The 22,368-nt window shown below is 35.8% G+C and carries 26 protein-coding genes and 1 tRNA gene; 12 read left to right on the top strand and 15 right to left on the bottom strand.

The annotated features are described in order from the left end of the window. Positions 1-12: 12 nt before the first annotated feature. The 3 genes from QY321_00405 to radC form a co-directional block, all read right to left on the bottom strand. Positions 13-492: an FMN-binding protein gene (locus tag QY321_00405; GenBank protein WKZ24885.1), complete on the bottom strand. Its 480-nt coding sequence runs from the start codon at positions 490-492 to the stop codon at positions 13-15. Between the two features lie 105 nt (positions 493-597). Further along, positions 598-846 (bottom strand): hypothetical protein, encoded by a 249-nt coding sequence (locus tag QY321_00400; protein ID WKZ24884.1) that lies wholly within the window; start codon positions 844-846, stop codon positions 598-600. Positions 847-911: 65 nt separating this feature from the next. Beyond that, positions 912-1,664, bottom strand: coding sequence for a DNA repair protein RadC (radC, locus tag QY321_00395; protein WKZ24883.1), 753 nt, complete (start codon positions 1,662-1,664; stop codon positions 912-914). Positions 1,665-1,828: 164 nt separating this feature from the next. Here radC and QY321_00390 point away from each other — a divergent pair, with 164 nt between their 5' ends. Continuing rightward, a complete protein-coding gene (locus QY321_00390) occupies positions 1,829-2,254 on the top strand; it encodes a DoxX family membrane protein (protein WKZ24882.1) in 426 nt (141 codons plus the stop codon). Between the two features lie 19 nt (positions 2,255-2,273). On the opposite strand, the gene QY321_00385 is transcribed toward QY321_00390, so the two are convergent. Further along, positions 2,274-3,404 carry an FISUMP domain-containing protein gene (locus QY321_00385; protein ID WKZ24881.1) on the bottom strand — a complete coding sequence of 377 codons (1,131 nt, stop codon included), beginning with the start codon at positions 3,402-3,404 and terminating at the stop codon, positions 2,274-2,276. 135 nt (positions 3,405-3,539) lie between these two features. On the opposite strand from QY321_00385, the gene QY321_00380 reads away from it, so the two are divergent. Continuing rightward, a complete protein-coding gene (locus tag QY321_00380) occupies positions 3,540-4,706 on the top strand; it encodes a quinone-dependent dihydroorotate dehydrogenase (protein ID WKZ24880.1) in 1,167 nt (388 codons plus the stop codon). Between the two features lie 98 nt (positions 4,707-4,804). On the opposite strand, the gene QY321_00375 is transcribed toward QY321_00380, so the two are convergent. Next, entirely contained in the window at positions 4,805-5,800 is a 996-nt protein-coding gene (locus QY321_00375) for a magnesium transporter (protein WKZ24879.1), read from the bottom strand. Between the two features lie 116 nt (positions 5,801-5,916). Between QY321_00375 and QY321_00370 the strand changes: the two genes are divergently transcribed. Next, on the top strand, positions 5,917-6,081 hold the full coding sequence (locus QY321_00370; GenBank protein ID WKZ24878.1) for a hypothetical protein: 165 nt from the start codon (positions 5,917-5,919) through the stop codon (positions 6,079-6,081). A 102-nt stretch (positions 6,082-6,183) separates the two neighbouring features. On the opposite strand, the gene QY321_00365 is transcribed toward QY321_00370, so the two are convergent. After that, positions 6,184-7,215, bottom strand: a complete 1,032-nt coding sequence (locus QY321_00365; protein WKZ24877.1) for an AI-2E family transporter — start codon at positions 7,213-7,215, stop codon at positions 6,184-6,186. A gap of 179 nt (positions 7,216-7,394) precedes the next feature. Between QY321_00365 and QY321_00360 the strand changes: the two genes are divergently transcribed. From QY321_00360 to QY321_00345, 4 genes are all read left to right on the top strand, one after another. Further along, positions 7,395-7,709, top strand: a complete 315-nt coding sequence (locus QY321_00360) for a hypothetical protein (GenBank protein WKZ24876.1) — start codon at positions 7,395-7,397, stop codon at positions 7,707-7,709. Positions 7,710-7,997: 288 nt separating this feature from the next. Continuing rightward, positions 7,998-8,801 carry a hypothetical protein gene (locus QY321_00355; GenBank protein WKZ24875.1) on the top strand — a complete coding sequence of 268 codons (804 nt, stop codon included), beginning with the start codon at positions 7,998-8,000 and terminating at the stop codon, positions 8,799-8,801. A 41-nt stretch (positions 8,802-8,842) separates the two neighbouring features. Further along, positions 8,843-9,436: a hypothetical protein gene (locus QY321_00350; GenBank protein WKZ24874.1), complete on the top strand. Its 594-nt coding sequence runs from the start codon at positions 8,843-8,845 to the stop codon at positions 9,434-9,436. Positions 9,437-9,820: 384 nt separating this feature from the next. After that, positions 9,821-10,063, top strand: coding sequence for a hypothetical protein (locus QY321_00345; protein ID WKZ24873.1), 243 nt, complete (start codon positions 9,821-9,823; stop codon positions 10,061-10,063). 115 nt (positions 10,064-10,178) lie between these two features. On the opposite strand, the gene QY321_00340 is transcribed toward QY321_00345, so the two are convergent. Beyond that, positions 10,179-10,252, bottom strand: a tRNA-Asp gene (locus QY321_00340). Positions 10,253-10,466: 214 nt separating this feature from the next. On the opposite strand from QY321_00340, the gene ychF reads away from it, so the two are divergent. Further along, on the top strand, positions 10,467-11,525 hold the full coding sequence (gene ychF, locus QY321_00335; protein WKZ24872.1) for a redox-regulated ATPase YchF: 1,059 nt from the start codon (positions 10,467-10,469) through the stop codon (positions 11,523-11,525). Between the two features lie 286 nt (positions 11,526-11,811). Here ychF and QY321_00330 read toward each other — a convergent pair whose 3' ends face one another. Next, a complete protein-coding gene (locus QY321_00330) occupies positions 11,812-13,005 on the bottom strand; it encodes a methyltransferase domain-containing protein (protein ID WKZ24871.1) in 1,194 nt (397 codons plus the stop codon). Positions 13,006-13,244: 239 nt separating this feature from the next. On the opposite strand from QY321_00330, the gene rpsF reads away from it, so the two are divergent. From rpsF to efp, 4 genes are all read left to right on the top strand, one after another. Continuing rightward, a complete protein-coding gene (gene rpsF / locus QY321_00325) occupies positions 13,245-13,730 on the top strand; it encodes a 30S ribosomal protein S6 (protein ID WKZ24870.1) in 486 nt (161 codons plus the stop codon). A gap of 64 nt (positions 13,731-13,794) precedes the next feature. Continuing rightward, positions 13,795-14,286, top strand: a complete 492-nt coding sequence (locus QY321_00320) for a single-stranded DNA-binding protein (GenBank protein WKZ24869.1) — start codon at positions 13,795-13,797, stop codon at positions 14,284-14,286. 32 nt (positions 14,287-14,318) lie between these two features. Continuing rightward, on the top strand, positions 14,319-14,540 hold the full coding sequence (gene rpsR / locus QY321_00315) for a 30S ribosomal protein S18 (GenBank protein WKZ24868.1): 222 nt from the start codon (positions 14,319-14,321) through the stop codon (positions 14,538-14,540). A 16-nt stretch (positions 14,541-14,556) separates the two neighbouring features. After that, on the top strand, positions 14,557-15,114 hold the full coding sequence (efp, locus tag QY321_00310) for an elongation factor P (GenBank protein WKZ24867.1): 558 nt from the start codon (positions 14,557-14,559) through the stop codon (positions 15,112-15,114). Between the two features lie 135 nt (positions 15,115-15,249). Here efp and recA read toward each other — a convergent pair whose 3' ends face one another. The 7 genes from recA to lgt all read right to left on the bottom strand — a co-directional run bounded on the left by recA (position 15,250) and on the right by lgt (position 22,349). Then, on the bottom strand, positions 15,250-16,287 hold the full coding sequence (recA, locus tag QY321_00305) for a recombinase RecA (protein ID WKZ24866.1): 1,038 nt from the start codon (positions 16,285-16,287) through the stop codon (positions 15,250-15,252). 41 nt (positions 16,288-16,328) lie between these two features. Further along, a complete protein-coding gene (locus QY321_00300; protein ID WKZ24865.1) occupies positions 16,329-16,988 on the bottom strand; it encodes a helix-turn-helix domain-containing protein in 660 nt (219 codons plus the stop codon). Between the two features lie 17 nt (positions 16,989-17,005). Then, positions 17,006-17,758, bottom strand: coding sequence for a pilin (locus QY321_00295; protein ID WKZ24864.1), 753 nt, complete (start codon positions 17,756-17,758; stop codon positions 17,006-17,008). 19 nt (positions 17,759-17,777) lie between these two features. Continuing rightward, positions 17,778-19,160, bottom strand: coding sequence for an extracellular solute-binding protein (locus QY321_00290; GenBank protein ID WKZ24863.1), 1,383 nt, complete (start codon positions 19,158-19,160; stop codon positions 17,778-17,780). A 177-nt stretch (positions 19,161-19,337) separates the two neighbouring features. Beyond that, a complete protein-coding gene (gene groL / locus QY321_00285) occupies positions 19,338-20,987 on the bottom strand; it encodes a chaperonin GroEL (protein ID WKZ24862.1) in 1,650 nt (549 codons plus the stop codon). Positions 20,988-21,048: 61 nt separating this feature from the next. Further along, positions 21,049-21,339 carry a co-chaperone GroES gene (locus QY321_00280; protein ID WKZ24861.1) on the bottom strand — a complete coding sequence of 97 codons (291 nt, stop codon included), beginning with the start codon at positions 21,337-21,339 and terminating at the stop codon, positions 21,049-21,051. 218 nt (positions 21,340-21,557) lie between these two features. Further along, complete coding sequence (lgt, locus tag QY321_00275; GenBank protein WKZ24860.1) at positions 21,558-22,349, bottom strand: prolipoprotein diacylglyceryl transferase; 792 nt, start codon at positions 22,347-22,349, stop codon at positions 21,558-21,560. Between the last annotated feature and the right edge of the window lie 19 nt (positions 22,350-22,368).

Genomic DNA, 22,368 nt, shown 5'->3' with positions numbered 1-22,368 from the left:
CAAAAATAATGATTACAAAGCAGCTTCAGCTTTAATCTTTTCCAAAGCATCATTAAAACCACGAGGAGTTAAGGAAGAACCGGCAATAACACCCAAATTAACTTCATCAATGTTTCTACCAACCACTTCTTCATTATGTCCACCGATAAAAGCTTCTTGTAATTTAAGAGAAACCGGATGACCGGATAAAGCCCCTACTTCAGACTCAGTAATAACTCCATCATTTAACACTACAGAAACATTAATTTGTTCAAGTCCGCTTGGAGCAATGTATTCACCAATTACCTCATATCTACCATCCCGATATTTTTCTTCAGTAATAACATTTTGTTCATTGCTATTTGCAACCAAAAGCTGATCTTGCGGTTTGGGACGATTCATAACGGCATAGACAATAACCACCGCTGGCACTAAAGCCACAAATAACCACATTAAAAAACGAGACGAAGAATCAGGATTTGAAACTTCTTTTACTTCTTTTTCTTCATTCATATGTTTTAAAAAATAACTATATTAAAAATAAACAAATTCAATTATATATGAAAATATTTTTTTAGGCAATATATTTTAAAGTAAATTATAGTTTAACTGCCTTTCTTAATCTCTTTCTAATCTCTTCTTGGCTTCAAGAACATCTTTAAGCATTTCTTTTAAGATTTCGGCTTCTTCGTCTTTTAAGGAGGCATTATAGGTTAAACGTGCAAACTTATTTAAAAACAAATGATAAAGATCATAAAAATGTCTTTCATTTGAAGAAATATCTGAAGGATCGTCTCTTAATAAAAGACCTTGGGTAAAACTAGTAGGTATGGAGGTGAAGGGCGCTTGTATTAGATACTGGCGCATAATTTTAATTTTAAATTAAATAAGCTTTGGAGAGTTTAAAATAACAATAGTACTTTAAGTTTATTTTAGGCTTGACGATAATCCGCCTCTATACTGGCAAAGGAATCTGGACCAATAATAACATGATCAACTAATGGTATACCAATAATCTCCCCAGCAGCAATTACATGATTGGTTATCTCTATATCCGCCTTACTGGGAGTTACTATACCGGAAGGATGGTTATGTGCTAAAACCACTGCCGCTGCCCCGTACTCCACTGCCGGTTTAAAGACTTCTCTTGGATGAATTAGATTACTGTTAATTGTACCAATGGAAATAATTTCATCATGGATTAAACGATGGTGAGTGTTAAGATAAAGACCTCGTAAATGTTCTTTTGGTAAATTACGAAGATCTATTAAATAGTCATAAACATCCTTAGCAGTTCTTATTACCACCGGACCATGGCTCGGTTTATCAAAAAAGCGTCGTCCAAGTTCAGCACAAGCTACTATTTGCATAGCTTTACCAAGGGGTATATCCAACTCTTCAGCCAAAACCTTAGGCTTTTGCTGATTAGATAAAGCTTTCTCTCCATATTCTTTAACTATTCTGGCGGTCATCGCCATAACCTCTTCTTTTTTAGTGCCATTACCTAAAATAATTGCCATTAATTCGGCAATAGATAAAGAAGACGGGCCATGCTTAGCCAACCTCTCCCTAGGTCGGTCATCGGACGGCATGTCCTTAATCTTTAAGATATATTCTTTAAGCGGCCTAACTGTCCGCTCATCAAGAATAATGTCTTTGGTAATAAGAGAATAAGCAGTTTTCATATAAAGCCATTATAGCACAGCCTAAAATAAAAAAACAGAGCAAAAATAAGCCTTAGATAAGCGCATAAATATATCTTTAATATATCTTTTAAAAAATAGCTCCAAACAAAAGTTTGTTGTATAATAGACAGTAGCTAATAATACTAAACTAAGATGTTAAAAATATGCTGGAAAAAATAATTAAAAAACTTAATTTTTCTCATTATGAAAAAGCCGCTAGGGTTGGTTTGGCTCTGATTTATATTTGGTTTGGAGCCTTAAAGATCTTTGGAGTATCCCCGGCCGAGGGAGCAGTAGAAGAGCTTTTTTACGCCACTATAAACATAATGGACTTTAACCTCTTTCTTATCCTTTATGGTTTTTTTGAAGTTATTATTGGTATATTGTTCTTAATACCAAAAATGACGAAGTTTGTAACCTACCTTTTTATAATTCACATTATTACCACCACCGGACCTCTTGTTCTTTTGCCAAAAAGCGCTTGGGACGCTCCTTTAGTACCTAGCTTTTTCGGGCAGTATATTATAAAAAATATTATTTTGGTAATAACTTTCTTGGGAGTTTTAATTAATCAAAATAGTAGGAAATAATCTCTAAAGAAAATAATCTCTAGTTTTTAACACAACGAACAGATAAGCCGTCTCTTTTTTCAAAACCAGTCCTACCAACCGTATTAGTAACCCAACCACCGGTTTCCGAACGCCACATTAAACGAAGAAAAGCACCGTTTTGCGGATCATCTGGTTTTTGGCTGGCAGACCAAAAATGAGCTCCTTCTCGTCTGGCAGCAAAAGTATCCCCTAATGTATCTCTTTTGCCAGCCATAATACCGTTAAAACCAGCGGAACCGCCAACTTTCATCTTATCGCCAGCTGGTCCACATTGCCAATGAGCAGGACGAGTTGGGTTACAAGTAGAAGCAGGATCCTTTAAAAACATTTCCAAGGTATGCCATTCATCATCTGTCGGCAGATGCCAACCATCTGGACAAATACCTTGGTGCGGACTAGTAATACTGGCTTGGCAATCGTTTAAATTACAAGAAGGAGCAAAGTCCATAGACGCTGCCCAAGAATAAAGAGTATAACCGGCCGAACAATCTTCTTCCGTACCCCTTACATCACCCAAGGCTATACAATCTCTTTCCGAACCGTTATATAGATTACTTAAAGCAACACCATTAGCCTTGGTTTTGGTTTTTAAGTTCTCGGCCAACCAACATTGCCCTCCAATCTGTACTGTTGGATAATTATAACCATCTCTATCAAAAATCATTTGCCCGCAAAGAAAATCTCCGGCAGAAGACAAAGAAAAGCTAGGTGAAGCTGAAACACTGGCTTGTTGTGTAGGTGAACCCAAACAAGTCGTAATGGAATAATCATTACCCAAAGAATAGTAGGAATAATCAAGATCAGGGCAATTACCGTCTGTACGAGGAGTTGGGTTACTGGGTAAGCTTTCCATGTAGACAAATTCTCCATCAGACAAAGGCTCACCAAAATTAAGAGAGGCCGGGTATTGTTGGTTATTAGCATAATAAAGCTCAAGGGCTGAGGAAATTTGTCTTAAGTCGGAAATTCTCTTAGCGTCTCTGGCACTAGCTCTTGAATTATTTAAAGCCACCACAGCCAGAGTTGAAACAATCCCGATAACGGCTATAACTACCAATAACTCTATTAAAGTAAATCCTCTTTTAGGGTTAATAATAGTTTTAATAGAGGATTTTTTAAAAAATGGCATATAATTAAAATAGTTGATTAAATAACAAATATATACTAACATATATAGACAAAAAAGTAAAAATCTCTTAATAATAATTCCTTGATTTTTTATTCAAATAGCCCCAAAGATTATTTAAATCTTTGTAAACCTTATATGAAAACCCCATACCAACAACCTCTTAAAATTATTATCTTATCTTGGCTTTACTCTAGAGTTATAAAACCAATCTTCTTTCTTTTTGACGAAGAAAAGGTACATAATTTTATGATGTCCTTTGGGACCTTTTTAGGTAATTCAAAAATTGCCAAAAAGATATTATCAAAATTTCTTGTCTTTCATAATAAAACCCTTGAACAAAATATTGGCGGAATAAACTTTAAAAATCCGATCGGCTTGGCTGCCGGTTTTGATAAAAACGGTGTACTTGTTAATTTACTTCAAAGTGTTGGTTTTGGTTTTGCGGAAATAGGTTCCATCACCGCCCAAGCTTGTACCGGCAATCCCGGTAAAAGACTTTGGCGACTTAAAAAATTAAAAAGCTTAGTTGTAAACTTAGGTCTTAATGGACAAGGCGTTGATCGAGTTCTTGGAAATATAAAGAACAAAAAATCTTCTTTGCCGATTGGCTTAAGTTTAGCAGCTACTAATTGTCAGGCTAACGCTGAAACTCAAGAAGCCATAAATGATTTTAAAATAAGTTATGAGAAAATAATGACTACACAGCTAGGCGACTACCTTACCATTAATCTAAGTTGTCCTAATGCCTTTGGTGGAGAAAGTTTCTTAAAACCTCAAAGACTTGAAAAACTTATGTTCGCCTTATTTGGAGAAAGAACAAAAACACAAGAAAATAATAATAACAATAATAATTTCAAAAAACCAATTTTCTTAAAACTATCCGCCCAAATAGACGAAGATGATCTTAGAGGAATAATTAAAATAGCCGAAGACTATAACCTAACCGGTTTTATTTGTTCTAATCTACTAAAGAACAGAGAGGGGTTAAAAAACGGTTCATCAGCTATTCCAGAGGTTGGAGGGCTTAGTGGCAAGCCTCTAGCTAAACTTTCCACCGAGCTAATCGCCAGGATATATAAGCTAGCTGGCAAAAAATTTATAATAATCGGTTGTGGGGGAATTTTTTCCGGACAAGACGCTTATGAAAAAATACGAGCAGGCGCTTCTTTATTGCAGATGATAACCGGTATGATCTATCAGGGACCACAAGTAGTTTCTCAAATTAACCGAGAATTAGCTTACCTTATTAAAAAAGACGGTTATAAATCCGTCTCAGAGGCGATTGGTGTAGATTCTAATTAATTTATATTCTTAATTTATTATCTTTAATTTAATTACTCCTGATTTAATTTTTCTTGATTTAATTGTTCCCAACCTAATTAGCTCTTAATCTAATCTCTTTAGTTCAAAAGCGCTGAAGCAATACTAAGATAAATCACTACACTTAAGATGTCTTGGATAATCGTACCTATCGGGCCACTGGCGTTAGCGGGATCAAAACGGAACTTGCCGAAAAGGTAGGGAATGATTAAACCCATAAACAAGGAAGAAATCATGGCACAAAAGATAGCCGCACTAATCACTGCCATAATCATTGCTTGTCCATACCAAAGATTCCCAAAAAAATACATAACCAAAGAAATTATTATTCCCATTATTAAAACCACTAGTCCTTGTCTAAAGAAATATTTAAAAAACTTAAGCTTATGATTAACTGACATATCTCTAATCATTAAAGTCTGCATTTGCGCACCCACGGCTGCGGAGATATAGACTACCAAAGGAATAAAAGAGGCTAAAACTAGATTGTTAACCAAGGTTTCCTCAAAAGAGCCAATAATTCCCGCTGCCCCAATACCTCCCATTAAACCAATTAACAACCAAGGTAGGCGATGCTTAACCGAAGTCCAGATGGATAAACGAAAAATGTTATCATAAATATTTTGATGATCCACACCTCCAACTCTTAAAAGATTCTCCACTCCTTCGGCGTGTAATGTTTCTAGAAGGGCATCAATCGTAACTACGCCTAATAGTTTCTTTTGCCCATCAACCACTGGTACGGCTTTAATACCATGAGATAAGGCCATAAGGGCAACTTGTTCTTTATTAGTAGTAGGTAAAACGCCCTTAGTATTTTTATTCATCACCGACTCCACCGAACGAGAGAGGTTATGACGGAAAATTTCTTTAACCGACATAACGCCTTTAAGGTAATGGTTATTATCAATAAAATAGACATAGACTAAGCTATCGTATTTTTTCCAATGTTTAGACAAGAAGCTATGAATATCTGCTATCTTGTAATCAACGTCAAAAATCGGAACTCTTAAGGTCATAAGAGAGCCGGCTGTTTGTCCATGATACTTTTTTCTTAGAGGCTTAATATGATTCATAAAATACATCAATTATATAACAAATTATACCATTTTTCTAAAAATCAGCCAAGGCTCTTGCGTGTCTAAATTAAAAATGATATAATAAGGGTATAATTTTTATTAATTTTAAATATATGGTCGTAGCAAAAATTGCCGCTGACTTCTACTCTAACGAGAGCAGAAAGTTCAGACATAAGTTGGGTAAAGTTATTGCATCTTCCTTGTCTGGTTTTTTAGCAGGGATTATCGTAACTGCTATAGTTATGCTTTCCCTATTTGATATTGCTCTTAAGCAGTAAGAAGTAAAAATTAAACAAGGTTAAAAAAATCGGATCATTAATCCGATTTTTTTAAAACACTAAACATTAAATTATAATTATAATTATATTATAAGACTTAAATTAATCACTAACATCTTTCCCGAGATATTCTTCAATAATCAGAAAAACAATAGCCGCTAATGGTATGGAAATTATAATACCAAGTAAACCACCCAACTTCCCACCAATCAGAACAAACAGAATCAAAAGAGCGGGATTCATCTTAATCGCCTTTTTCATAAAGAGCGGGACTATTACAAAGCTCTCAATAATCCCGTTAGCCACAAAATATAAAAGGGCAGCGGCTAAAGCGTGAAAAGGAGAAATAATAAAGGATAATAAAATAGCGGGAATGGCAGCTACTGCCGGACCGGCAAAAGGTATGAAGTTAAGTAGCACTGCTAAAATAGCCAAAGTAACAGCGTAAGGAGTACCCATTATTAAAAGACCGAAAAAGATTATAACACCAACAATTAAAGAACTAACCGTCTTTCCCCAAAGCCAACTACTAACCCTGCTCTGTATTTTATCAAAAAACTGCGAAGCAAACGCTCTGCGCTTACCTGAAAGTAACTTATAAATAAAATGCCTTACACCGTCTCTTTGTATGTTAAGAAATAAAGCGATAAAGAATAACGCCAGGAAAGAAGCAGCGCCACCAAAAATCTTAAAGACTGTCCCAAAGATGGTATGAGAACTGGAAACCATAACATCGGACATATTTTTAATATAAACAGAGAGTTGCGAAACATCATCATCCGAATAAGCCAAATAGTCATCACTAAAGACAGATAGTTTTTCCAGATGGACTGGGAAATTAATAGCAAAACTCCTTATTTCATAAGCCAAAGGCGGAAGGATAAGATATAGAGAAAGACTAAGAACCAGTAATAAGGTAAGGTAGATAAAAATAACGGATGCCGCATGGGGTATTCCTCTTTTAACCAGTTTATCAATCGGACGATCTAGGGCGATAGCTAAAATAAGGGCGGTTAAAAAGATCAGTAAAATATCGCTAATAGAGAAAATAAACAAAAGAATCAAGGCAACTAGCCCAAAAGCGGAGGCCAGCCTAAAAGCGTCTGAAAATTTAACTCGATGAAGATTAAGCATAGGTTTTAAATAATAATATGATTTCATTATAGCATAAAGAATAAAATAAGGTAAAATGGCGAGAAAGTGCAATACGTGTGTAAACATTACCATAAGGTCTTGAAATATTTTAAGATTTCCGTTAGAGTATAAAAAAAGAGAATTTTCCTTCAAAAAATAAAAATAAAAAGGAGATTACAATGGAGTATTTATCAGAATTAAAAAAATTAGAAAAATTAGAAAAAAATTTGCCAATACAGGATAGCTTTTTCAGTCGTAATCCTTTTAGGGTTGAAGATTTATTGGATAAGCTTGAAAATACCAAAGAAATACCCGGCAAAGCGGTAAAGACAACGCTAAGAAGCATAAGCCACCAAGCACCAATAAAAATGAGCAGAGCTCTTAAAGCAAAGGTTGATATTTTCTCAACTGCTGTATTAGCAAGATATGTGAGGCGTAAGATAAACCAATGGATGAGAGAAGAGCAAGATGAAATAATTTTTAGAATCTTATAAAATGAAAAGGTTCAAAGATTCTAAGTAAACAAAGCCGGATAAATACCCGGCTTTTTATTATAATCAATGTTTAAATAGTTTAACTAAAAAATAAGTATTTATTATATTAAGTGCACTTCAGGCTTGAATTCAGCCCTCACTATTGACAATATCCATACAATATGCTATTATATAAGATAGTGCTTAGTTCCTTACAATTTAATAATTTATGGTTAAGAAATAGCTCTATTTTCTAGGTTTTAGCCCTAAAGAGTTATTTCTTAATCATAAACTAAATCTAAGCTAAAAATGAGAAAAAGAAAAATTGCATTAATACTTACTGTTATATTACTAGTTATATCGGTGTTTGCGGGATTCTCAGAAGGATTCCAAAAAACATTAGAGAATCTACTTCCCCTCAACAAAGGATCTTTTGCAGCATTTCTTATAGTTGGCGTTCTCGGCTTTTTAGTCATAGCCCAGATCTATATGTGGAGGAAGAAAACAATGCAAACTCTCTTGTCACCCTTTACTAAAAATTCATTAGAGGATGCGTTAGAGAATGCATTCACCTCTCTTAATGTATTCGGGTTTGAGAAGTATAAAAAGAATGGACTGGACATTGTATTGAAACAATTCTTAGTAGAAAAATTCAGAAGAAAATTGGACGAAGTACCAATGCTTCATCTAGGATTTTTCTATAACAACTTCTTCAATTACTATAACTTGGAGCTGAATAAAGAATACGATCAGATAAAAGAAATGTTTAATGAAGTAGTAATTGAAAAAGTATATGATCTGTTAGTAACTTCTCCTTCAGGCTTTACTAATTGGGTGCAGCTTCTAATTCAAGGTAAAGGCTTTGAAGAAGAAACAGATGGTACTTCTCCAAACTATAGCTTTAATAAGCTAATGTTCTCGATAGTACCTCAAATACCCGAATCGGAAGGAACTGAGGACTATCCTCCCTTTAATAAGCTCATGGAAGCATTCGATGTTATTAATACTCCACAAGAAATTAGGGACGAGGTTTGTTATAAATTAGTGTATTACTTCTGCGCTAATGGATATGCTAAAGATACAGCATATATTAAGCAGTTAGTGCAGGAGTAAAAAAATAATAAGTTAAACAATTAATCAAAAAAGGAGCAGAAATGCCAATAATTAAAGTATGGTGCTTAAAGGATGGTCAAAGCGAAGAAGAACTCAACACTCTTCATAAAAAGATCGTTGCGGCGGTAATAGAGATTCCTGAAATGGAACTCAAAGACGAAAACGACATGACGTGCTTATTCCCACCCGACTCCATGAAGTATGGACTGGGTAATGAAATAATCGTCGAGATAGAAGTCTTTAATAAGCCAAAAAGAACTACAAAAATTCTTCAAAAACTTGCAAAAGACGTAGGTTCAGCAGTTAAAAAACTCTACCCCACAGCAAAAGTAGAATGTTCTATTCATCGCTTTAAACCTGAAGAGGGGTTTTGGAGTTCGGACACAAATCAGAAGGAAGAAAGCACATGGGAAAAAATATCAAAAGTGCTTAACAGTATCAGTTTATATTTATTAGTAATAATATACGTTGGTATAGGTGGTCTTCTCTTCTTAAGTATATTCACAGGGATGATGTCCTCACCCGAGCCCAAGACATGGCAACTCCTAATTAATCTTTTCTTAACGGATAGCGCAAACTTTTTTCTTTCAAGTTGCCTAATTTTTCTAACATTTATACTCCGAGAAATAAAATAAATAATCTCTAAGTAACAGAACCGCATGGTAAGCCCAGCGGTTCTTTTTTTACCTTTAAAAAATCTAATTGATATCTAACTTAATGATTAAGAAGCGTAGTAGACGAGATTATAACCTTTTTCAAACAAAGTAAAATAGTTTCTAGGGTTCTATAAATATATCGCCTTGACTATTCGTTCATTAGATACATTCATCAGACATTATAACTGGTATTTATTATATTAATTACACTTCAAGCTTAAATTCAGCAGAATCTATTGACAATTTTATATTTGTATAATATAGTAAACAATCTTAGTTTTTTGACAACTAAATTGATTATTGAATAATTTACTGAATTTCAGAAATTATTCAGAGAATCTGTAAATTATTCAATAATTAAAAATGGAGCAAAACATGTCGTCAAGCCAAACTAGAAAAGAACACCTGGAAGGGGCTAAAAAAAGAGCCCTGGAACATATTGAAGAAGGTAACTTAAATAATTGTTGGGCATCATTTGTATCAGATTTATCTAAACATGAAGAAACCAGGGATCACGCTGCACTTGAGTTGGGAACAATAATGCTTGCAGGTGGTCACTTATCGACAAAAGAAAGCTTGGAAAAATTTATTAACGACTTCCAGTGATTCATGTACACTTTAGTTAAACAACTTAAACCGTATCTAAGATTATATAAGATGCGGTTTTTTATTTTCTCATTTTTAAGGGAAATAGAGAATCAAAATTTCTTAGTCTAAATTGCGGAGCGGACGGGACTCGAACCCGCGACCTCTGCCGTGACAGGGCAGCATTCTAACCAACTGAACTACCGCTCCAAAACATAACGAGGCATAGTAGCCTCAAGAACCGCTAACTTTAAGTAGTCAGCTATGGAAATAATAACACTGGTTAAATATTTAGTCAATATATCAATTATGGATTATTTTAAATAAAAACTAATCTCCTGGACAAAAACTCTTTTTTTACCTATCCTAATAATACATAACCCTTAAACAGATTATTAAATAATCTAATAAACAATAACCCCTTATGCCTTTATCCATTGGTATTGTCGGTTTACCAAATGTCGGTAAATCCACTCTCTTTACCGCCTTAACTAAAAAACAAGCTGAAGCTGCCAATTATCCTTTTTGTACCATTGAACCCAATGTCGGATTGGTAGCTGTCCCGGATCATCGTCTTAACGAATTGGCTAAAATCTCCCAACCTAAAAAGATTATCCCCACGGCCATTGAGTTTGTGGATATTGCCGGCTTGGTTAAAGGCGCCTCACAAGGCGAGGGTCTTGGTAACCAATTCCTTTCACACATCAGAGAATGCGACGCCATTTGCCAAGTAATTAGAGAATTTAACGACGATAATATTATCCATGTTCATAACAAGGTAGATCCTGAAGCAGATAGAGAAACCATTAATCTTGAACTTATTCTAGCCGATCTTAGCACTGTAACTAAAAGATTAGATAAAGTTGTCCGGGAAGCTAAAAGCGGTAATAAAGAAGCTTTATGGGCTAAAGAACTTCTAGAAAGAACCAAAGACCATTTAGAAAAAGAACAATCCGCCAGAGACATGAACCTTAACGAAGAAGAAAGGCTTTTTATCAAACAACTCGGCCTAATTACCGTTAAACCTCTTTTATATATTCTTAACACCAATGAAACAAAAAGTGGACAAAGCTGGGATAATGTACCGGTTATTTGTATTGATGCCAAACTTGAAGCTGAAATAGCTTCACTAGGAGAAGAAGAACAAACTTTATATATTCAAGAACTAGGTCTTAAAGAAAGTGGCCTTGATCGCCTGATTCGTGCCGGCTATGACCTATTGGGACTTATTACCTTCCTAACTACCGGGCCCGAAGAAACCAGAGCCTGGACAGTTAAAAAAGGTTCTCTAGCCCCCGAAGCCGCCGGAGTTATTCATACCGACTTTATTAAAGGCTTCATTAGAGCAGAAGTTATTAACTGGCAAGACTTTGTTAAAGCAGGCTCTGAAACAACCGCCAAAGCCCAAGGTCTAATACGTACGGAAGGTAAAGACTATATTATCCAAGACGGAGATGTTTGTAATTTCTTGGTAAATACTTAGGATTACCCAGGAATCCAAACTTGACAAAAAAGTCATTTTAAGATAGATTATAAGTGCCATTTTTTCTCCTTTGAAACAAACTGGCTCCTCTGGCAAATGCCTAAGATGAACAAAAACATTTAAGTAATCTGTATCTGTTCTTTTTAAAAAAATAACTAATACGTAAAAGGCAATGAGGAGCCTTTTAAATTTTGAGCCTTATGGCTTCTTGGTTTGTACGATTATCCAGTGCGGATAATTAATCCCGAAAAGGATAGAGACAAACGAGAAGACCACTAAGGCTTTTTTATTTTTTCAAAATAATAATCTCTCGCCAAATCTTTTGTCCTGATCTTCCGTAGATAAAACTCCCTCTTGGAGTAATTCCTTCCCTATAGTCTTTATGATCCCTATAATCCCTTATATCACTCTCTTTAATCTTTAACCCCATTGGAATAGTAATCGGCAAAATTCTTTTTTGTCCGTTTTGTAAAAAAACAGGTAAGACCATAACCACGCTTCCTCCTGGACTTAAAATTTCTTTTATTTCTTTAAGCGCTTTATTATAAAGACTTGTAAGTTCTTGGCTAGTTTTAAAAATATCCACCTTACCACGCTGTGGTCCAAGATAGGTTTCGGTAATAATGGAAGAAATAGAGTTTGGTTTAAATTTTTTACTTAATTGTTTAACATCCGCCTCAGATAAAGAAACTTCTGTATCTAAATTAAATTTCTCAGCTATCCATTCTATGTTCTCGCGACTATCTTTAATCGCCTTAGCGGAAATATCCGAACCAATAATCTTTTTATAACCCATCAGCATAGCTTCGGTTAAGATCGTACCTGAACCGCAAAAAGGATCGAGAATGGTTTCGTTCTTCTTAGCCTGAGATAGATTAATCATAATTTGCGCTAACTTTGGTGGCAACATACCAGAAAGATCATCTCTAGCTGGTCGTCCATAATCTCTAAAAGACAACTCCTTAAAAGGTTGTACCGCCTCGGTAATACCCAAAAATAACTTATCTTTAAAACCAAAAAAGACTATTTCTTTACCAGAAGAAACAAGTTTGTTTTGTTCAACTACTACACTAGACAAAGCCTTGTCTCTACTAGTTACTAAACGTAGACTCTTATAATGAGCCTTTAAGTCTTTTTTTAATTCAAGACCCAAGGCTAAAGCTTTAACCTTAGCCGAACCATACACTGAAATGCCAAAGTTAAATTTTCCTTCTTTTGGTACCAAAAGAAGTTCTTTTAAGGCTAGCTTTCTACCTTCTTCCATGTTTTTAATTTGAGATAAAACCCTACCAATTTTAATGGTACCTCCAAGGTTCTTTATTAGGGCTTTTTCATTAAAAGAGCTGGAAGCTCCAGGGGTTTCGGAGGTTTCCAAAAAACAAACCTCATCAACAAAAGATAAAGAGGCTTTAGGAAAAACCGCCTTTATTTCAGCCAAAGAAAGGACTTGGTGGTTACCTAGAATAAAAAAGTATTTCATATAACTTAAGTATATAGAAAAATAAGGAAAAGGGGAAACAGGTTAGCTCTTGACTTTCTTTTTTATTGTGCTATAATCCCAATACAACTTAATAACCAAACCTTTTCCACATCCGGCTTCTGCCGGATACCAAAACATTTTAATTGTTTCGGTACAGGTATTCTACTTGCCCTCCGAGGTATCTGCCATTGTTAAACAATGACGGATTGAATACCGGGAGGTTTTTTATTTATATTATTATGGCCAAAGTAAAATCATCGGAGATTCCACACTATGAGCTTCTGTGTCTTGTCTCCAATAAATTCAGCGAAGCGGAAGTTGAGCCGATTCGTGAAAAAATAACGAAGCTTATCACCGACAATGGTGGTAAAATAACTTCCCAAGAATATTGGGGTAAAAGAAAGCTCGCCTATCAAATAGACGGCTTCCGCCATGGTTACTACCATTTGGTGGAATTTGATCTTGAGGGTGTTAAACTTAATGACCTTAATAATCGCTTGCGTTTGTCTAGTGATATCTTAAGGCATCAGATAATTAAGAAAAGACTTAAGACAGCTGTTGAACTAGAAGAAGAACAAAGAATCGCCCAAAAGATTGCAGCTCGTAAAAAGCAAGAGGCCGAGGACGAAGAAGATAAAAAAGATGAAAAAGATGAACGTGCCGATCTTAAAGACCTGGATAAAGATTTGGACAAAATTATTGATGCCAGTAACATGATTCAATAATTCCCTCTAACCTTAATTTACTTATTATTTATACGCCACCGACCTTCCGGTGGACAAAAAACATATGAATCTTAATAAAGCCATGATTATCGGGAACGTAACCCGAGACCCCGAAGTAAGACAAACCGGCAACGGTACTTCAGTCGCTTCTTTTTCAGTAGCGACCAACTTCTTTTGGAATGACGCTATGGGCCAAAGACAGGACAGAGTAGAATTCCATAACATTGTCGCCTGGCGCAAACTAGCCGACATCTGCGGACAATATTTGCGCAAAGGCTCTAAAGTTTATGTTGAAGGTAGATTGCAAACTCGCGATTGGGTGGATAAAAATACCGGACAGAAAAGATTTATCACAGAAATTATTGCGGAAAACATGATCATGCTTGATCGTCCCGCTAACGGAGCTCCCCGCCAAGATAATAATTATGCTCAAGATAGCAAAGACAACGAAGCTGTTATTGATATAAACAACGATGGACCAGCTCCTCAATATAGCGATGATGGAGGTTTTGCTCCTTCAGATAATGAAATTAAAGTGGAAAATATTCCTTTTTAATTTATTCTTAATAATTAATTTAAAACCCTTCTATGCCCACTACTAAAGCCAAACAGTGTTATTTTAAAAGTAACAACATTAAAGAAATAGATTATAAAGATGTTGAGTTACTTAAAAAATTCACCAATTCATACGGACAGATCTTACCAAGTCGCCGTACTGGTGTTTCCGCTACCTACCAAAGAAAACTAGCGACCGCCATTAAGCGAGCTCGTATTATGGCCCTGATCCACTTCCCTAACCAAAGACGCTAAATTAACGAAGAAACCTATGCTTAGTTTAACGGAAATAAAAATGGGTTCGGTTATTACTATTAATAGAGAGCCTTACGCTGTCATTAAAGCCGAACATCATAAAATGGGAAGAGGTGGAGCGGTTTTAAAAACCAAACTTCGTAATCTAATCTCTGGTAACGTAATTGAAAAAACCTGGCAAGGTAATGATAAAGCCGAGGAAGCAGCTGTAGAAAAACGTAAAGCAGATTTTCTTTACCAAGACGGAAACCTAGCCTATTTTATGGATAATGATAATTTTGAACAATTTACCCTAGACATGGAAACAATCGGGGAACAAGCTAAGTTTATGAAAGACGGTATTAATGTTACTGTACTGCATTTTGAAGAAAAGCCAATGACTATTGAACTACCGATTAAGGTAGAATTAAAGGTTACCTCTGCTCCACCAGGCGTTAGGGGTAACTCAGCCGGTAATGTTATGAAAACCGCCGAACTGGAAACCGGAGTTGAAATCTCTGTACCAATGTTTGTTAACACCGATGACATGATTAGGGTTAATACCCAAACTGGAGAATACGTAGAAAGAGTGTAAAAGCAATAACCAGATACTTAAACTTAATTTTAAACTTTTTAACCTAGATATATATTTATAGAAAAATATCTTTATAAAAATATAAAAGAACGAGTCTTTAATTGGCTCGTTCTTTTATAATTATTTTAAATAGAGCTACTGATCATCTCTGATTTTAGCCTCAGCTAAAACCTTTTTCCTTATCTCAGCCATCATTTTCTTATCTGCCCTAAGGGTTTGTTTGGCGTTTTCTCTACCAACACCCAATTTAACCTCTCCGTAGCTGTATGAATTACCGGATTTGTTAATTAATCCGAATTCAACACCAATATCTAAAAGGTCACCTGCTAAAGAAATACCTTCATTATACATGATATCAAATTCACAAGTTTTAAAGGGAGCGCTAACCTTATTCTTTACCACCTTACACTTAACCCTATTACCGATATTTCTTTCTCCTTGTTTTATTTGGGCGCTACGACGAACCTCTAAACGAACAGAAGAATAAAACTTCAAAGCTGTACCACCAGTAGTTGTTTCTGGGTTGCCAAAGAATACTCCGATCTTCATTCTAATCTGGTTGATAAAAATAACTACTGTTTTTGATTTAGATACTACACCGGTTAACTTACGCAAAGCTTGGCTCATTAACCTAGCTTGTAATCCCATATGAGAATCACCCATATCTCCTTCAATTTCTTTCTTCGGAACCAAAGCAGCCACCGAGTCAACCACTACTACATCAATAGCGTTAGACCGTACTAGGGTTTCAAGAATCTCTAAAGCCTGTTCACCAGTATCTGGCTGAGAAATTAAAAGATCTTTAATGTTAACTCCGATCTTAGTGGCATAATCAGGGTCAAGGGCATGTTCAGCGTCAATAAAAGCTGCAATGCCTCCTTGTTTTTGTACCTCAGCAATAACATGCTGTGCCAAGGTTGTTTTACCAGAGGCTTCAGGACCAAAAATTTCAATAATTCTACCTCTGGGAACTCCGCCAACTCCCAAGGCTAAATCAAGAGAGGTACAGCCCGTTGGAATAGCATCCACCTGAGCAGTCTTAACGTCACCGAACTTCATAATAGAACCTTCGCCAAACATGGACTTAATTTGTTCCATGGCTGCAGTCGCAGCGGCAAACTTCTCTCCGCCTTCGGCGGCTTTGGAGGTATTCTTTTTTGTTGCTTCCGTCATATTAAAAAAATAATGAATAATCGAGGGTATTGATTGAGCAATTACTCAAAGAGTATTTGTCTGGTTACAGTGGCGCTTTGGCTATATTTTTTACTGGCTGTGATAACAATTTGGTTAAGACCGGGACGTAAAAATATTTCTCTGCTAAATTCACCGGCAGTATCTAATAGAACACTCTGTCCGTTAATAATAACTTCAGACTCCGGTTCACTTCGTCCCATGATGTTTATCGTAGCCTCATTAGTGATAAAATCATGAGGAGGATGATCAATCTCCAGAAAAGGAGGACTAACCATATCACGCAAAAGAAAAACCAAATAAGCCAAGCAACTGATAATCAATACTCCAATTATAGCATTCCTAATGACTAGAGGCAAGGTAATAAGTTGTCTTTTACTCACAACTTTTCTTTCAAAAACATCGCCACGAGACGAAGGGGAGTTTTTTTCAAGTTTTTTAACCAAACTCTTATAATCCAGTCCTAAAAAATCACAATATTCCCTTAAAAAGGTTTTACCATATACTCCCTTTGGAAGCTTGTTATATTGATTTTTCTCCAAAGCGTCAAGATATTCAATCTTTATGTTTAATTTTTTGGAAACCTCTTGAAGAGATAGGTTATTAGACTGTCTGGTTCTACGTAACTGTTCCGCCACGGTTTCGGAATCAAGAAAAATAGGCGTGGAGGAAAAAGGGGGCATAGATAATTTTGGTTTATTTATTCATTTCCTTGATTTCCTGTTTCCGGTTTATTTCTACAACAGACACCTGCCATTCCCACACTATTGTTTGGACAATCTAACTTACCTAAATTTTCTTGATTGTTTGTACAAGTTACGACGCCACAAGAACCAGATCTTTGCCTGCAAGTTAAAGAAGTGAGTTCTGGTAATTTACAACAATGCCCCACACCACAATAGCCTGTTCTTGTTCCTAATATTTCAATATGGCCATCCATATAAAAACATTTTTCATTGGGTTGAATACAAGTCTCATCTCTATTTGGACATTGGCGAACTCCCACAACAGCACTTTGTGTTGAAGTCTCGATTGAAGAAGAACCGGTAAATTTAAAATCTCCTTGGGCTCCCAATAAATCATTAATTACAAAATTAATGAATATATAACTACCAAAAACAATTAATAAACCAACTATTGAGCCCAATAAAATATCTTTACCTTTTTGTATTCTCTCGGTGTTACCGGCAGATACCAAAAGCATGAAACCGCCATAGACAAACATTAATAAGGTAAGGGAGCCAACTAGTCCCAGAATAATCTTAGCTGCTTGAATCACTACCTTCATAAAAACGGAAATTGAACAACCATCTTTACATTCAGCTGCCGCTATAATATCGCTAGTTAATAAAGGTTCTGTTTCTGCGTGAACGGGCAGAACAAAAGAGTTGGCATAAAAAAACAAAGAGAAGAGGAGTAAGAGAAAGAAAAATATTTGGTTTTTTTTAATCATATAAAGAATTAAAGAAAAACTAATAAATGGTTTGTTGGATACGTGAAGCAGATAAATTAACCGCTTCCACTAAATTATCTGGATTCATAACCACTGCCTCTATCATTTCATGCAAAGCTCTTTCGGCCGAAATTACATCTCTTCCTCTATACCAACTCTTAGCGGTTAAAAGCTGACTGGCAAAAACCTTCAAATCATCATCTTCAAGTTGTCCGGGAATTAAAGTCCTTAGAGCGGTGGGTTTTTTAGTTCTTTCCAAAAATATCTTAGCATTATCCGGCTGAGTAGTCATAAATTGTACAAAATTCCAAGCTTCGTTCTTATGACGACTCTTAGCCGAGACAGTCTCCACCCAATAATTAGCACTGTTAACCTCAACAGAAGCTCCCTCAATTTGCGGGAATTTCTGAATTCCTAAGTTAAGCCTTGGAGCCTGTGCTTTAATAACCGGGAGGTTATAGGCATAACCAAAAAAGATAGCCAATCTGCCATTAATAAATTGCTGTAAGGAATTTTCCAAATCATCATTCCAGGAATAAACTTCTTTAGCTGGATTAGCAAAATCAGTATAAAAACGAACAGCTTCCATGCCTGGGTTATAACCTCTTTCTCTAAAAATATTTGGCACCTGGTTAAACATAACTGAATTATTTTCCATCATAACAGCACCATTTTGCATCATTAAAGTAGCTAAAATATCCACCGATCTTTCAATACTATCTCCACCACCTAAAGCTACTCCGGCTTGCAGTATTTCTCCCCTAGCATCTTGTCTGGTTAGTTTTTTAATGGCCTCCTGAAAATCTCTATTCCAATAAGGGGGTAGTTCAGCAATACCAGCATTATTTAAAAGATCTTTATTAAAAAACATCACCATAGTATCTACCGATAAAGGTAGGCCATAGATGAACTGTTTACCTTCAGCACTAATTACCACGTCTTGATAAACAGTATCAATAAAAGCATTACGAACATCGGCCGCACTAATACTCCTGGTGGTTCTAAGCTCTGGTATTACTTCTTTTTTAATAGTTCCTTTTTCTATGGGATAAACCATGGTAATGGTTTCCGGCATAGGAGCAATTTTGGTCTGATATTTTTTAACCCAAGTATTTTGAATGGAAAAAATATCCGGACCACGATCCTCTGCCAAAGCATCCACTAGAGCGTTTTCATACTCTTCATAGGTAAGCTTACGGTAATTGATAGTTACATAAGGATGCTGGGCATTATAACGACCGATAAGTTCAGCAAAATCATCCGGTCCCTCCCAAACTCTCCAGTAATTAAGGACTACTGGTTGCATGCTATCCTTAACTTCCCGAGAAAGGGTTTTGCAACCCAAACCGGCGGTAGCAACAAAAACCAGAATAAGAGAAAAGGCTAAAATCTTTAAACGCATAAAAATTGAAAATTTAAATTAATAACCTTAGTATCAAAATTAACTTAATTAATTTGAGAATCTAACTTATTCTTATTATACCATAAGAGATTAAAAAACTGCAAACAAAACAGGTTTAGGATAAGACCCAAACCTGTTAAAAATTAAACAATTAAACCTTTTAAGGTATTATAACTATTACATACCCATCATACCGGGATTCATACCCATGCCTCCACCATGTCCGGCTTCACTACCTTTAGGCTCCGGCTTATCTGTAATAACCACCTCAGTGGTTAAAAACATCATAGCAGCTGAAGCGGCGTTTTCCAAAGCACTTCTAACTACTTTAGTTGGATCAATAATACCAGCCTCAAACATGTCTTCATAAATATCCTTAGCTGCATTATAACCGAGGTTTTTATTACCGCTTTCATGTTCACGCATAATAGTATGTAATACCAATGATCCGTCCTTACCGGCATTTTTAGCAATCTGTTTAATTGGTTCAAGAATAGCGTTATCTACAATCTTAGCACCAATGTCCTGAGAGGCTTCATCTACAACCCCCTTAAAGACATTGCCAGCTAAAGCTAGTGCCAAACCTCCTCCCATAACCACACCTTCTAAAGTTGCGGCTCTAGTGGCGTTTAAAGCGTCTTCAATTCTATCTTTCTTTTCCTTCATTTCAGTTTCAGTAGCTGCTCCAACTTTAATCACTGCCACACCTCCAACCAGTTTAGCTAATCTTTCTTGTAATTTTTCTTTATCAAAATCAGAATCAGAAAGTTCCATTTCTTTTCTGATTTGCCCAGCCCTTTCTTCAATGGTTTGCTTATCTCCAGCTCCATCAACCACTGTAGTATTATCCTTAGAAGCAATAACCTTTCTGGCTTGTCCTAAATCAGATAATTCGGCAGTATCAATCTTTAATCCTACTTCCTCAGAAATTACCTTACCACCAGTTAAGATAGCAATGTCTTCAAGCATAGACTTACGACGATCTCCAAAACCTGGAGCTTTAATGCCTAAGACATTAAAAGTGCCGCGTAATTTATTTAAAACAAAAGTAGTTAAAGCCTCGCCTTCAATATCTTCAGCAATAATTACCATGTCCTTACGACCGGACTGAGCAACTTTTTCCAAAAGCGGTAAGATATCTTGGACAGCGGCAATCTTCTTATCAGTAATTAAGATATATGGATCATTCATTTCAGCCTTCATTGAATCAGGGTTGGTTATCATATAAGGAGAAACATAACCTTTATCAAACTGCATACCCTCAACCACTTCTTTTTCCACACCAAAAGATTGTCCTTCCTCAATGGTAATTACACCTTCTTTTCCAACCGACTCCATAGCTTCGGCAATAATGGCACCGATCTCCTGATCATTAGCCGAAATGGAAGCAACTTGAGCGATCTCTTCTTTGGTAGAAATATTTTTTGAACTAGCTTTAAGGTGTTCAACAATTTCGGCCACTCTCTTTTCAATACCATGCCTTATCTCAATTGGATTAACACCGGCAGCTACCAACTTTAAGCCTTCATTAATAATAGCCTGGGCTAAAACAGTAGCAGTGGTAGTACCATCTCCAGCAGCGTCATTGGTTTTGGAGGCAGCTTCTTTAACAATCTCAGCCCCGATATTTTCAAACTTATCTTCCAACTCAACTTCCTTAGCAACGGTAACACCGTCTTTGGTAATAGTTGGGGAGCCAAAGCCTTTATCTAAAACCACGTTACGACCCTTAGGCCCTAGCGTTACCTTTACCGCATTAGCCAGCTGATCCACGCCTCTTTTAAGAGCGGCTCTAGCTTCTTCATTAAAAATTATTTGTTTTGCCATATATTTAAGGAGATTAATTATAAAATAATAAAAAGAAAAAAATTGAAATAATAATTAAGAATTATTCAACAATTAACATAACATCCGATTCTCGGATAACTAAATATTCTTGTCCATCAACTTTAATTTCATCAGGTGCATACTTTTTAAACATTACAACATCTCCGACTTTAACACTCATGGGAGCCAAGTCTCCATTGTCTTGTCTCTTACCAACACCCATAGCTACCACCTCACCACGTTCGGGCTTTTCTTTGTCTGTCGTATCCGGTAAGACAATGCCGGAAGCGGTAACGCTTTCTTCATCAGCCGGCTTAATGATTAAGTAATCAGATAAAGGTTTTAAATTCATATATTTAAAATTAATAATAATAATTAAAACAAACTAAAAAAGATAAAACACAAAGCCTGAATGTCTGCTCTTATATCTTATCTTTTAAACTTTAGCAATCTAGGTATTAGAGTGCTAACTACCTTATCTTAGACAAGAAGAGAGGGCTTGTCAAGTATCAAGTGATTATTAAAAATAGGAAAAAATAGATAACTTAAGGTATAAAAACCACCAACCACCTAAGATCTTTCTTCCTTATAAGTCTTATAAAAAAGCAAAAGAGAAAACAAAATAAACATTAAACTTATAATCTGCGGCCAACGTAGTCCCCATAAGATGGGGGTATAATCTATTTTAATAAATTCCAAAAAGAAACGTAAAAGACCATAACCCGCTAAATATGAGGCAATAACAACTAAGGGTGAATGTTTTTTGTAAACCAAGAAAACCAAAAGGCCGGTTAGCAATAAACAACCCAGTGATTCATATAAAAAGGTTGGATGAAAAAAAGCAAAAGCTTCATAACCCAAAGGGCGATTTATTGGATTAATAAAAATACCCCAAGAAGAGTTTGTCGGTAACCCGAAAAGTTCTTGATTAAACCAATTACCCCATCTCCCAATAGCTTGTCCTAAAGCAACTCCTGGTAAGAAAATAGAAATTGTTTGCCAGAGATTTAAAGAAAAACGTCGGCAATAAAACCAAAGTCCCAATAGCCCTCCCAATAAAGCTCCATGAATAGCTAAACCACCACGCCAAATTTGCGGGATCTGTGAAGGGTAAGTAAGGTAATAAGGCCACTCAAGAATAACCTCATATAAACGAGCCCCAATAAAACCGAAAATAATCAGATAAAAAGCTATGTCAATAACTTTTTCTGAAGACAGATTATAAAGACGAGCTAAACGTAAAGATAGAAGAAGAGCTAAAACAATAGCCAAAACCATAACCAAGCCATACCAATAAACAAGCAAAGGGCCAAGGTTAAAAGCCACTGGAGAAGGAGAGATAAAAAAGCTAAACAAAGACATAGCTATATTATATATAAAA

Source organism: Patescibacteria group bacterium (genome assembly GCA_030583705.1).
Taxonomy (GTDB): Bacteria; Patescibacteriota; Patescibacteriia; order Patescibacteriales; family Patescibacteriaceae; genus Patescibacterium.
This window is presented reverse-complemented; position numbering and strand designations above follow the sequence as displayed.

What these genes read in the sequence shown, in the direction of transcription:
- QY321_00365 (WKZ24877.1), bottom strand. Translation starts at nt 7,215, where the DNA reads ATGCTTAATCTTCATCGAGTTAAATTTTCAGACGCTTTTAGGCTGGCC.
- groL (WKZ24862.1), bottom strand. Translation starts at nt 20,987, where the DNA reads ATGGCAAAACAAATAATTTTTAATGAAGAAGCTAGAGCCGCTCTTAAA.
- QY321_00280 (WKZ24861.1), bottom strand. Translation starts at nt 21,339, where the DNA reads ATGAATTTAAAACCTTTATCTGATTACTTAATCATTAAGCCGGCTGAT.
- ychF (WKZ24872.1), top strand. Translation starts at nt 10,467, where the DNA reads ATGCCTTTATCCATTGGTATTGTCGGTTTACCAAATGTCGGTAAATCC.
- QY321_00295 (WKZ24864.1), bottom strand. Translation starts at nt 17,758, where the DNA reads ATGATTAAAAAAAACCAAATATTTTTCTTTCTCTTACTCCTCTTCTCT.
- recA (WKZ24866.1), bottom strand. Translation starts at nt 16,287, where the DNA reads ATGACGGAAGCAACAAAAAAGAATACCTCCAAAGCCGCCGAAGGCGGA.
- QY321_00345 (WKZ24873.1), top strand. Translation starts at nt 9,821, where the DNA reads ATGGAGCAAAACATGTCGTCAAGCCAAACTAGAAAAGAACACCTGGAA.
- lgt (WKZ24860.1), bottom strand. Translation starts at nt 22,349, where the DNA reads ATGTCTTTGTTTAGCTTTTTTATCTCTCCTTCTCCAGTGGCTTTTAAC.
- QY321_00400 (WKZ24884.1), bottom strand. Translation starts at nt 846, where the DNA reads ATGCGCCAGTATCTAATACAAGCGCCCTTCACCTCCATACCTACTAGT.
- QY321_00320 (WKZ24869.1), top strand. Translation starts at nt 13,795, where the DNA reads ATGAATCTTAATAAAGCCATGATTATCGGGAACGTAACCCGAGACCCC.
- QY321_00360 (WKZ24876.1), top strand. Translation starts at nt 7,395, where the DNA reads ATGGAGTATTTATCAGAATTAAAAAAATTAGAAAAATTAGAAAAAAAT.
- QY321_00290 (WKZ24863.1), bottom strand. Translation starts at nt 19,160, where the DNA reads ATGCGTTTAAAGATTTTAGCCTTTTCTCTTATTCTGGTTTTTGTTGCT.
- QY321_00300 (WKZ24865.1), bottom strand. Translation starts at nt 16,988, where the DNA reads ATGCCCCCTTTTTCCTCCACGCCTATTTTTCTTGATTCCGAAACCGTG.
- radC (WKZ24883.1), bottom strand. Translation starts at nt 1,664, where the DNA reads ATGAAAACTGCTTATTCTCTTATTACCAAAGACATTATTCTTGATGAG.
- QY321_00355 (WKZ24875.1), top strand. Translation starts at nt 7,998, where the DNA reads ATGAGAAAAAGAAAAATTGCATTAATACTTACTGTTATATTACTAGTT.
- QY321_00370 (WKZ24878.1), top strand. Translation starts at nt 5,917, where the DNA reads ATGGTCGTAGCAAAAATTGCCGCTGACTTCTACTCTAACGAGAGCAGA.
- QY321_00375 (WKZ24879.1), bottom strand. Translation starts at nt 5,800, where the DNA reads ATGAATCATATTAAGCCTCTAAGAAAAAAGTATCATGGACAAACAGCC.
- QY321_00330 (WKZ24871.1), bottom strand. Translation starts at nt 13,005, where the DNA reads ATGAAATACTTTTTTATTCTAGGTAACCACCAAGTCCTTTCTTTGGCT.
- rpsF (WKZ24870.1), top strand. Translation starts at nt 13,245, where the DNA reads ATGGCCAAAGTAAAATCATCGGAGATTCCACACTATGAGCTTCTGTGT.
- QY321_00380 (WKZ24880.1), top strand. Translation starts at nt 3,540, where the DNA reads ATGAAAACCCCATACCAACAACCTCTTAAAATTATTATCTTATCTTGG.
- efp (WKZ24867.1), top strand. Translation starts at nt 14,557, where the DNA reads ATGCTTAGTTTAACGGAAATAAAAATGGGTTCGGTTATTACTATTAAT.
- QY321_00385 (WKZ24881.1), bottom strand. Translation starts at nt 3,404, where the DNA reads ATGCCATTTTTTAAAAAATCCTCTATTAAAACTATTATTAACCCTAAA.
- QY321_00350 (WKZ24874.1), top strand. Translation starts at nt 8,843, where the DNA reads ATGCCAATAATTAAAGTATGGTGCTTAAAGGATGGTCAAAGCGAAGAA.
- rpsR (WKZ24868.1), top strand. Translation starts at nt 14,319, where the DNA reads ATGCCCACTACTAAAGCCAAACAGTGTTATTTTAAAAGTAACAACATT.
- QY321_00390 (WKZ24882.1), top strand. Translation starts at nt 1,829, where the DNA reads ATGCTGGAAAAAATAATTAAAAAACTTAATTTTTCTCATTATGAAAAA.
- QY321_00405 (WKZ24885.1), bottom strand. Translation starts at nt 492, where the DNA reads ATGAATGAAGAAAAAGAAGTAAAAGAAGTTTCAAATCCTGATTCTTCG.